Consider the following 9,345-nt stretch of genomic DNA (forward strand, 5'->3'; position numbering starts at 1 on the left):
CCTGTGGCAATGCAATCCCCTGTGGCAATGCAATCCCCTGTGGTTAGGGGATTTATCCCCGACCGGCTGCGCAGCAGTCGTAAACCCGCAAAACACGGTATGTCTGGAGTTATGCGGTGGTAGGTTTTGGGGCTGCTTCGCTGCCCATCGGGGATGAATCCCCTCACCACAGGGTTATTTTTCAGATTGAGGGTCGATTTCAAAAGCGTGTGCTCCCTTCAATTGGCACCGCTTTTATCGTGGCACGGGGTCCCGAAGCCGGAACCGAACTCGGCACCCCCTGCGCCGCCGTCGGCAACTGCGGCGCCTGCATGTCCGGCATCGCCCAGCTGCGTTCCGGTTGCAACCCGCCCTGGGCGCGGCGCATGAAGTCGTAGCGGTTGAGGGTGATGCTGCGTCCCGCATCGCTGTCGCGGATGATGTACGGGCGCAGGAACACCATCAGGTTGGTCTTGGTGATCGCCCGACGCTCGTTGCGAAACAGCGCGCCGATTCCCGGCAGCGTCCCCAGCCATGGCACGGCTTCATTGCTCTGACTGTAACCGTCCTGCAGCAAGCCGCCGAGCACCATGATCTGCCCGTCATCGAGCAGAATGCTGGTGTCGATCGCGCGTTTGTTGGTGACGATCCCCGCCGAATTGGCACTGGCCGAAGCCCGCTCATCAATGCTGCTGACTTCCTGATAGATATCGAGCTTGACCGTACCGCCCTCGGAAATCTGCGGCCGCACATTGAGCTTCAAACCCACCTCTTCACGGGTCACGGTCTGGAACGGGTTGTTGCTGGTGCCCCCACCGCCGGTGACGTAGCTGCCGCTGACAAACGGAATGGTCTGGCCGACGAAAATGCTCGCCGCTTCGTTGTCCAGGGTCAGCAGGTTCGGCGTCGACAGCACGTTGGTGCCGCCCTTGCTTTTCAGCGCCCGGGCCAGCACCTTCAGGTCGAGAATCTTGCCGATGCCGGGGATGTCGACGGTGCCGTTGACGTAGCCAAGGTTCAGGCCTTTGGGCAGCACGTCGATGCTGGTCTTGCCATTGGTGTTGAGCCCCGAGCCGCCCAGATTGGCGCCGCCGATCACACCGTTGCCGCCCAGATTGCCGGTCTGCCACTGCACGCCGAATTCGCTGGCATCGTCTTCGCCGACCTCGACGATCAGGCTTTCGATCACCACTTGCGCACGGCGCTGGTCGAGCAGATCGATCACCTCGCGCAGGTTGCGATACAGCGGGTCCGGGGCAGAAATCAGCAAAGTGTTGGTGGTGGCGTCGGCCTGAATGGTCACCCCGCCAGCGCTGAACGCGACGTTCTGTTCGCTGTTCTGCGCACCGCCGCTGCCGGCTGTGCTGCCACTGCTGCCCTGCGCATAGCTGCCACCCGTGCTGCCGCTGCTATTGCTGGTCGATGTGCTGCCGCTGCTTTGCGTACCGCTCTGGCCATTCTGCCCACCGCCGCTGCCGGTGTTGCTGCCCATCGCGCTGAGCACCGAGCGCGCACTGTCGCTGGTGCCGCTGTCGCTCTCGCCGGTAAGCAAACCGCGCAAGGCCTGCGCGAGTTTCGCCGCTTGCGCGTTACGCAGATAGACCACGTGCAGGTTGCTCGGATTGCTCTGCGCGTTGTCGAGTTTGTAGATCAGGTTGCGCGCCAGCTCCGTGCGCTCGGGGCTGCCGGCGCGGATGATGATGGTGTTGGAACGCGGGTCGCCGATCACCGCAATTTTCTGCGTCGGGTCGTTGCCCGGCGCGTCGAGCAGATCAGCCACCATCGGCGCGATGTCGGCGGCGATGCCGTTCTGGATCTGCACCACGTCGGTGTCGATCGCGCTCGGGGTGTCGATGGTCTGGATCAACTGGGCGACGCGGGTCAGGTTTTCGGCGTAATCGGTGACGACGATGGTGTTGTTGCCCGGGTAGGCATTGATCGGGTTGTTCGGCGACACGATCGGCCGCAGCACCGGAATCAGGTTCACCGCGTTCTCGTATTGCAGGCGGAAGGTGCGCGTGAGCATGCCGTTGCCGGCGGGTTTGTCCGGGCTGTAGATCGGCCCGCCGAGCAGTTTCGCGTCGGCTTCCGGCACCACCTGAGCGACGCCACCGACATCCACCACGCTGAAGCCCTGCATGCGCAACGCTGCCAGCAACATGTCGTAGGCCTGGCGTGCCGGCACCTGGCCTTCCGAGACCAGCGTCAACGTCCCCTTCACCCGAGGGTCGACCAGAAACTGCTGACCGGTGGAGCGCGACAACGCGCGCACCACCGCTTGAATATCGGCGTCGACAAAATTCAGCGTCACCGGCTGATCGCCCAGCGGATTGCTCGGCAGTGTGGTGCCACGCGGCGCGCCGCCACTGCGCGCACGCTCGGTGATGTTGTGCATCTGTCGCGGTTGCGGCGCCGCTTGAGCTTGTGCACGTTGACGATCAAGCACCGCATCGCCGCTGCGCTGGGTGTTGGCCAGCGGTCGGCCGAGTTCGCTGTCGACCAGCAACGGCGGCTGGTTTGGCGGCGGCGTGCTGGTGTTGCTGCACGCGCTCAACGCCATCAGCAGCATCGGCAACGCCAGACGTGCCGGTTTGGATCCTGACCCCTTCATGAAGCTTCCTTAGCGCCCAGCGCCTGATCCATGCGTACGGTGCCTGACAAAGTGCCGGCGGTGACTTCGGTCGAAGCGTTGTCTGCGCGTTGCAAACGGGCCTCGACCACTTGCAGAGAAAGTTGTGCCGGGGTGCTCAACAGCCAGTCGAGCACCGCGTCGGCCGGCGCCGCGTCGAAGGTCAACTGCCAGGCGCCCTGTGTCTCCTGTAGTTGGTAATGCCCCGCCAAGCCACTGGCCTGAAGGGTTTGCTCCAGCGACTGCGCCACGCTTTGCCCGTCCGGGCGCACGCTGACTTCGCGCAGCAGCACTTCCAGCGCTTCGGTCTGCGCGCGCAGCTTTGGCGTCTCGGCTTGCCAATAAGCGATTTTCTTCAGCGGCGGCTGGATCAGCGCGACCCACAGCAGCAGACCGATCAGCGCAATGGCCATGCCGGCAACCATGCGTTTTTCACGCAGGGCCAACGGCTGCCAACGCGCCTGTACTTGAGTGTTAAAGCGCTGCCACTTGGCGCGGTACAGCGCGAGCGCGGCCTTATTCATCTTCTTCTGCTCCGCCGCTGTCATCGCTGTCACTTGGGCTGGCTTCACTGGACGGACGCAACGTCCAGCCCTCGTCATCTGCCGTCACGCTGATACCGGCCTGCGCCAAGGTGCTTTGCCAACCCTGATCATTGCCGCCGCGACGGGCTTCACTCAGCAGACTCAGCTGCAAGGTGCCATCGACAAACGCCAACCGCTCGACACTGCCAGCCATCGACGGCATGCCGCTGCCGGCCTGCAACACCAGACGATTGAAAGTCTGCGCCGGATCATCCGCCGCGCCCTTCTGCCGCGCAGCCAATTGCTGACGGGCCTGTTGCAACGGGTTGAGGATCACCGGCAACTCGGGAAAGGCCTGCTTTACCCGCAGGTTCATCTGGGCTTTCAGTTGCTGACCCTGCCCGGCCTCGCGGGCGGCATACAGATTCAAACCAATCACCCACACCGCCACGGCCAACGCTGACAGAGCGATCGCCCTGCCCCAGCCGCGATGCTCGGTTTTTTGTTGCTGGACCGCGCCATGCAGTCCCCAACCCGGTAGCGGCCCGGTCCAGCGCTGCGCATCTGCCATCGGCAGCTCGGCACCCGACGGCGGTTGATCACCGACCCAGTGCAAAGTGACGCCCGGTTCCCACACCACACCGTCGAAACCGTCATCAAACAACGGCTGCACCCGCGCCGCTTGCACGCTATCGCGCAACAACAAATGCCCGTCCTGCACGCAAGCGACGGTGCCGGGCAGCACCGGCAAATGGTACGGCGCCGGGTAGAGTCCGCGCAGGTTCAGCCCGGCGCTTTTCAGCAACTGACCAAAACGCAACAAGTGCTGCCGAGGCGCCCAGGCGATCTGCACCTGCCCGGCCTCGTCCCGCGCGCTGTGCGCGATGTGCATCTCGCTGCTGTCGCCCAGCATCAACGCCTGCGCCGCGCACTGCACCGCCGCGACTATCTTGTTGGCAGGCAACGGCGGCAAATCGAGACTCGCCAACAGGCTGTCAGCCGGGTGCAGAAAACACACCAGCGGCGGCAGTTTCGCCTGCTGACTCAACTGGCTAAGACTGTGGCGTTCTTCCCGCGTGACCTGACCCTGCCGATCCAGCCAGGCGCAGTGCAATTCACTGTGCAGATCCAGTTCCGCCAGGGGCGGCAACACCACTTTCAACTGGCTCATACGCCCACCCGCGACCAGATCACTTGCGGCAAGCGGTCCTGGCTGCGATGCAACAACGCCTCAAGACTGACCCGCCGCTGATCGCGCCGCGCCTCGCCGCGCAGGCGAAACCAGTCGCTGGTGATGCCGACCTTGACGCTGGTCAGCTCCAGTTGCGGCATGCGCAAGCGGTTGACGAAATCGCCACGGTTGATAAACCAGCGCCCGGCATCACGCTCGGCAATCAGCGCATTCGCGCGCTCCAGCGACAGCCCCGGCACATAAGCGGCCAAGACTGGCGCGGTGGCGGTGTTGCCATTGAGCCAAGTCGTCGCGGGAATCACCGTCAGGTACGGCGCCAGTTTGCCGATCAGCGCCTCATTCACGCCGTCGACACTGCGCAGATCATCGATGCTGCGCAGCATCGGCAGCGTCGGGTTCTGCGGTTTGTGTGAAGCGCTTGGCGACGTCGCACGACCACTGTCGAAAGCACTTTTCGGCGCCTCGGCAATCTGCGCATTCAGCAGTCGCGGGTAGGACGCGATCACCCGCTGACTGATGCGCTGACTCAACCCGGCGCTGACCCCGATCAACTCGCACAAGCGCTGAAACGCCGCCACCTGCGCCTCGTCCACACGCTCGTTGGCCACCAGATTGCGCAGATTGAACTTGCCCTGCTCATCCTCCAGTCGCCCCTCAAAACCTTGCGCGGACAGACGCTGCGCCCACGGCTGATCGAGCCGGGTCAACGGATCGCGCTGACGTGCATCCCACAGCAACTGACGGCTGATCTCCAACCCGCCCTGCACCACCCAACGCCCCTGCACACGCTGCTGATCCGCCTCCAGCGCACGGGTCGACACGCTCTGCCGGGTCAACATGCCCGCCGCAATCACCGCCACCACGGCCGCAATCAACAACGCGCTGATAATCGCCATGCCCTGTTGCTTCGCCCCCTCAGGCGAGCGGCTGTTCATGGCCGGCCTTACAACTGCCAGGAACCGATATCGGCATTCACGCCGTCGCCGTCAGGCTGACCGTCGGCACCGAGGGAAAAGATGTCAATCTCACCGTTGGCGCCGGGGTTGAGGTACTGATAAGGACGCCCCCACGGATCGTTCGGCAAACGCTCCAGGTACGAGCGCCAATTGCTGTTCTTCGCATCCGCCGGCCGCTCCACCAGCACCTTCAGGCCCTGGTTCATGCTCGGGTAAGTGCCGTGATCGAGGCGATACAACTTCAACGCCTGCATCAACCCACCAATATCCTGCTTCGCTGCCGTCGCCCGCGCCTGATCCGGCCGGTCGAGCACCTTGGGCACCACCATCGCCGCGAGAATCCCCAGAATCACCACGACCACCATGATCTCGATCAGGGTAAAACCCTGCTGCCCACGCGGCCTGCGCATCGGTTGCTGAAGCGATTTGAAAGGTGCGATATCCATCTCGACATTCCCTGGCTTGATTCGATTCGACGCGCAGTGTTGCAAGAAGATATGTCAGTGATGTTGAAAATCCTCGGGTGTTTTCGTCGTCAAGCCGTCAAGCACGCGGGTTAGCGTCGAGGGCTGGGTTTTGGCTTTGGGCCGTTTATGCGTGCGCGTTCGCGAGAAGCAGGTTTCACCCTGATTGAAGTGCTGGTGGCGCTGGCGATTATTGCCGTGGCGATGTCGGCGGCTGTGCGCGTGGCGGGGTTGATGACGCAGAGCAGCGGGATTTTGCGGGATCGGTCGGTGGCGCTGATTGCGGCGCAGAGTCGGATGGCGGAGTTGCGGTTGGAAGGGAAGTTGCCGATGGGCATGAAAGCGCAGGAATGTGATCAGGGGCGGTTGTTGCTGCGGTGTGAGCAATTGATCAGCGCAGCCGAAAATGGACGGTTGCTCAAGATTGGCATCCAGGTATTCGACCGCAATCAGGATGCGCCGCCGTTGGCCAGGCTGGAGACTTTAATGTCCCGAACCGAAAGCCCCTCACCCTAGCCCTCTCCCAAGGGAGAGGGAACCGATTCGGGGAAATTCAAGAGCTACACCGACTTGAACGTCTTTCATTGAATCCAAAATGGCCAGGCTCACAAAGCCAAATCGAAGGCCCTTCCCCGAAGCCATAATCGCCAAGATCTTCCAGGTCGACGTACCCCGCAAGACACCTCGGTCGGCCCCCTCTCCCTACGGGCGGTCCGACGTTTCGGGAGGGCTGGGGTGAGGGCAACACCGCCCGGCTCATTGCTCAACGTCGGGAAACAGGCATCCACCATTGCGCACCAGCGCCTTCAGGTCTTCGCTCACCTGCGTGGGGTTTTGACTTAATCGAGTCACGAACGCATCGAGGTCGCGTACGTACGACTTCGCATCGTGCTTCGCGCTCCAAAGGACGATGTTGAGCACGACGGGAATCAGATCCAGCCCCTTCTCGGTCAACGTGTAGAAATCCTTGCGCTTGTCGTCGGGGTTGGGGGCCTTCGCGAGAATGCCTTGCGCCTCGAGGAAGGCAAGACGGGAAGCGAGGACATTGGAGGCGATCCCCTCTTCCGATTTGAGGAACTGGCCGTACGTTTTCTTACCCACGAACACGATGTCGCGAATGATCAACAGCGACCAACGGTCACCGAAGATCTCCACGCCATAGTTCACTGCGCAATGCGACCGGAAGTCGTCTTTCAAGGTTGTTTTCATGGCGCGAATCTTAGCATCACTTGCATGAAGCAAGTAAATTTCTCTTAATCACTTGCATTTTGCAAGTGATGCACCCAGCATGAATAACACACCGAGTGCAGTCGCCGGCATGTCCGCCGACTGACTCAGCTGACAGCGGGACGCTGGACCGTAATGGCATCCAGCACTGTCCCCTCAGCCTCTTTTCTCACCCCTCCCATCCCCACGAGGAACACGCATATGCACGTTTTCGTTACCGGCGGCACCGGCCATTCCGGTCCCTACATCATCTCGGAGCTGATCGCTGCCGGCCATGAGGTCACGGCCCTGGCTCGGTCCGACAAAGCCGCAGCGCAAGTCACTGCACTGGGCGCCAACGTACGTCGCGGCAATCTCGACGATCTCGACGGCCTCAAGGAAGCGGCCGCCGCTGCGGACGGCGTCATCCACGTTGCGCACCGGCAGGACCTGATGCCAACCGGCGGGATCAACGCCGTGGCGGCCGCGGAAGTTGAAATCATGCTCGCCTATGGCGAAGCACTGGCCGGCAGCGGCAAGCCGTTGGTCGCGTCTGGAAGCGTCGGCTCGCCCGGTTGGGAGGGTCTGGGCCGGGCGGCCACCGAGGAGGATCCGCCCCTTCCCGGCGGCGATCCATACAAGAACACCCTGCGGGTGCGCAACATCGTCGAAACCACGGTGCTCGGTCTCGCCGCGAAGGGCATCCGGTCTGCGATCGTGCGCATTCCCGAGATCATGCACAGCGCCACCGATCACGCCGGTTTCCTTCCGTTGTTGATCGGCTTGGCCAAGGAAAAGGGTGTCGTCGGCTACCCCGCAGACGGTGCCAACCGTTGGGGGGCCGTGCACGCCCGTGACCTCGCCAGCGTGTTTCGCCTCGCGCTGGAGAAAGGCGCCGCAGGCAGAAACTGGCACGCCATCGCCGAGGTGGCGGTGCCGTACCGGCAGATCGCTGAAGCCATTGCCAGCCGCCTGGATTTGCCGGCCGTATCGATTCCCGCCGATGTGCTGATGCTGCCCGGTTATTTCGGCTTCCTGGCGAATCTGGTCACGCTGGACACCCCGACCTCCAACGCCATCACGCGCCGGGAGCTTGGCTGGGAACCGACCCAGCCCGGACTCTTCGCCGACCTTGATAGCGGTCATTACTTCCCGGCCGCCTGATGCGCGGAGGGCACACCGCCGGGTCGCACCGCGCCCCGGCGGATGACCACGGCACAACGGATAACCCGTTCAAAACAGCGGGAACACACCTGAATCCATAACGGAGACTGAACATGAGCACCATCAGCATCATCGGTTCGGGCGGCATGGCCAGGGCGGTCGCTGGCCGTATCGCCAAGGCCGGACACACCGTCGAGGTCATCAGCCGCGATCCCGCCAAAGCGCAGGCGCTTGCCGACACGCTCGCCTGCGCAGCGATCACAGGCACCTACGGCGCCACCCCGGCGGGCGACATCGTCATTCTCGCCGTGCCGTACGCCAGCGCGCTGGCGGTACTGACCGACTTCGGCAAAGCCTTCGACAACAAGGTAATCATCGACATCAGCAATCCGGTCGCGTCCGACCTCTCGGGCCTCGTCACGCCCCACGGCAGCTGCGGCGCGCAAGAGATCGCCAAGGCCGCACCGGCCAGCGCGCAAGTCGTCAAAGCGTTCAACACCCTTTTCGGTCGCGTACTGGCCAAAGATAAACGCCTCGACGCTTACATTGCGGCGGACGATGCCGACGCCAAGGCACGCGTCTCGACCTTGCTTGAAAGTCTCGGGCTGCGTCCACTGGATGTCGGCGGCCTGCACATGGCCCAGTCACTCGAATGGCTCGGCCTGATGATGATCGGCCTGGCCAAAAACGGCGCGGGCAGCTGGGACATCGCCATGAAGGTCGATATCGGCTGAACGTCCTGACCTGAAGAGGCACAGCGTGTTCGATCAGATCGGACACGCTGTGGGTTTCAGCGCCGAACACGATGTCTGTGACCAACACAAAACCCTGCGGGCGCCAGCCTGCTGGCGATAGCGGAATACAAGGCAATAGAAACAACGCAGGTGCCATCGCCATCGCTGCCAGCCCTGCTCCGCATCAACCCGGCAATTGCAAATTATCCAGCGCCCGATTCACCGCCAATTCCCCGAGCATGATCAACTGCGCAATCCCCAACAACGCCCGACGCTGCGACGCCGGCAACAGACTGGCGACGTTCTGCGCAATGGTTTTGGCCGAAGCGAGTGTTTCACTGGCATCGGTTAGCAGTTCTTCGTTTTTGTTGTCGGCGGTGACGGCATACATCCCACGGTTTTTTCGTGGGGGCGGCGTGGAACCGGGTGGACAGAGGTAATGGTCGAGCGCGCGGTCGGCGGCTTCGTGGAGTTTTTTGGAATCGATGGATTCGTAG

10 protein-coding genes are annotated in these 9,345 nt (G+C 62.7%); 3 read left to right on the forward strand and 7 right to left on the reverse strand.

Annotated features, from left to right (window positions below; all coding sequences use genetic code 11):
• Positions 1–199: 199 nt before the first annotated feature.
• The 5 genes from gspD to gspG are packed head-to-tail and all read right to left on the reverse strand — an operon-like array spanning position 200 to position 5,726.
• Positions 200–2,590 (reverse strand): type II secretion system secretin GspD, encoded by a 2,391-nt coding sequence (gene gspD, locus PseAD21_RS23715; RefSeq protein WP_102358212.1) that lies wholly within the window; start codon positions 2,588–2,590, stop codon positions 200–202.
• A complete protein-coding gene (gene gspM / locus PseAD21_RS23720) occupies positions 2,587–3,132 on the reverse strand; it encodes a type II secretion system protein GspM (RefSeq protein ID WP_102358213.1) in 546 nt (181 codons plus the stop codon). Before gspM ends, gspD begins: the two co-directional genes overlap by 4 nt.
• Entirely contained in the window at positions 3,125–4,303 is a 1,179-nt protein-coding gene (gene gspL, locus PseAD21_RS23725; protein ID WP_102358215.1) for a type II secretion system protein GspL, read from the reverse strand. The genes gspM and gspL overlap by 8 nt, the downstream gene beginning before the upstream one ends.
• Positions 4,300–5,259, reverse strand: a complete 960-nt coding sequence (gene gspK / locus PseAD21_RS23730) for a type II secretion system minor pseudopilin GspK (RefSeq protein ID WP_102358216.1) — start codon at positions 5,257–5,259, stop codon at positions 4,300–4,302. Before gspK ends, gspL begins: the two co-directional genes overlap by 4 nt.
• 8 nt (positions 5,260–5,267) lie before the next feature.
• Positions 5,268–5,726: a type II secretion system major pseudopilin GspG gene (gene gspG / locus PseAD21_RS23735; protein ID WP_102358218.1), complete on the reverse strand. Its 459-nt coding sequence runs from the start codon at positions 5,724–5,726 to the stop codon at positions 5,268–5,270.
• A gap of 147 nt (positions 5,727–5,873) precedes the next feature.
• On the opposite strand from gspG, the gene gspI reads away from it, so the two are divergent.
• Positions 5,874–6,260 (forward strand): type II secretion system minor pseudopilin GspI, encoded by a 387-nt coding sequence (gene gspI, locus PseAD21_RS23740; protein ID WP_102358219.1) that lies wholly within the window; start codon positions 5,874–5,876, stop codon positions 6,258–6,260.
• Between the two features lie 240 nt (positions 6,261–6,500).
• On the opposite strand, the gene PseAD21_RS23745 is transcribed toward gspI, so the two are convergent.
• Positions 6,501–6,953 carry a helix-turn-helix domain-containing protein gene (locus PseAD21_RS23745; RefSeq protein WP_102358220.1) on the reverse strand — a complete coding sequence of 151 codons (453 nt, stop codon included), beginning with the start codon at positions 6,951–6,953 and terminating at the stop codon, positions 6,501–6,503.
• Positions 6,954–7,172: 219 nt separating this feature from the next.
• Between PseAD21_RS23745 and PseAD21_RS23750 the strand changes: the two genes are divergently transcribed.
• Both PseAD21_RS23750 and PseAD21_RS23755 read left to right on the forward strand, forming a co-directional pair.
• Positions 7,173–8,114 carry an SDR family oxidoreductase gene (locus PseAD21_RS23750; protein ID WP_102358222.1) on the forward strand — a complete coding sequence of 314 codons (942 nt, stop codon included), beginning with the start codon at positions 7,173–7,175 and terminating at the stop codon, positions 8,112–8,114.
• Between the two features lie 113 nt (positions 8,115–8,227).
• Complete coding sequence (locus tag PseAD21_RS23755) at positions 8,228–8,848, forward strand: NADPH-dependent F420 reductase (RefSeq protein ID WP_102358223.1); 621 nt, start codon at positions 8,228–8,230, stop codon at positions 8,846–8,848.
• Positions 8,849–9,032: 184 nt separating this feature from the next.
• On the opposite strand, the gene PseAD21_RS23760 is transcribed toward PseAD21_RS23755, so the two are convergent.
• The coding region (locus PseAD21_RS23760; RefSeq protein ID WP_102358225.1) for a DUF6124 family protein at positions 9,033–9,345 on the reverse strand (313 nt) is incomplete at its 5' end.

It is taken from the genome of Pseudomonas sp. AD21 (assembly GCF_002878485.1).
Taxonomy (GTDB): domain Bacteria; phylum Pseudomonadota; class Gammaproteobacteria; order Pseudomonadales; family Pseudomonadaceae; genus Aquipseudomonas.

Excerpts from the sequence above, each read along its gene's own strand:
- gspD (WP_102358212.1), bottom strand. The coding sequence starts at position 2,590 with ATGAAGGGGTCAGGATCCAAACCGGCACGTCTGGCGTTGCCGATGCTG.
- gspM (WP_102358213.1), bottom strand. The coding sequence starts at position 3,132 with ATGAATAAGGCCGCGCTCGCGCTGTACCGCGCCAAGTGGCAGCGCTTT.
- gspL (WP_102358215.1), bottom strand. The coding sequence starts at position 4,303 with ATGAGCCAGTTGAAAGTGGTGTTGCCGCCCCTGGCGGAACTGGATCTG.
- gspK (WP_102358216.1), bottom strand. The coding sequence starts at position 5,259 with ATGAACAGCCGCTCGCCTGAGGGGGCGAAGCAACAGGGCATGGCGATT.
- gspG (WP_102358218.1), bottom strand. The coding sequence starts at position 5,726 with ATGGATATCGCACCTTTCAAATCGCTTCAGCAACCGATGCGCAGGCCG.
- gspI (WP_102358219.1), top strand. The coding sequence starts at position 5,874 with ATGCGTGCGCGTTCGCGAGAAGCAGGTTTCACCCTGATTGAAGTGCTG.
- PseAD21_RS23745 (WP_102358220.1), bottom strand. The coding sequence starts at position 6,953 with ATGAAAACAACCTTGAAAGACGACTTCCGGTCGCATTGCGCAGTGAAC.
- PseAD21_RS23750 (WP_102358222.1), top strand. The coding sequence starts at position 7,173 with ATGCACGTTTTCGTTACCGGCGGCACCGGCCATTCCGGTCCCTACATC.
- PseAD21_RS23755 (WP_102358223.1), top strand. The coding sequence starts at position 8,228 with ATGAGCACCATCAGCATCATCGGTTCGGGCGGCATGGCCAGGGCGGTC.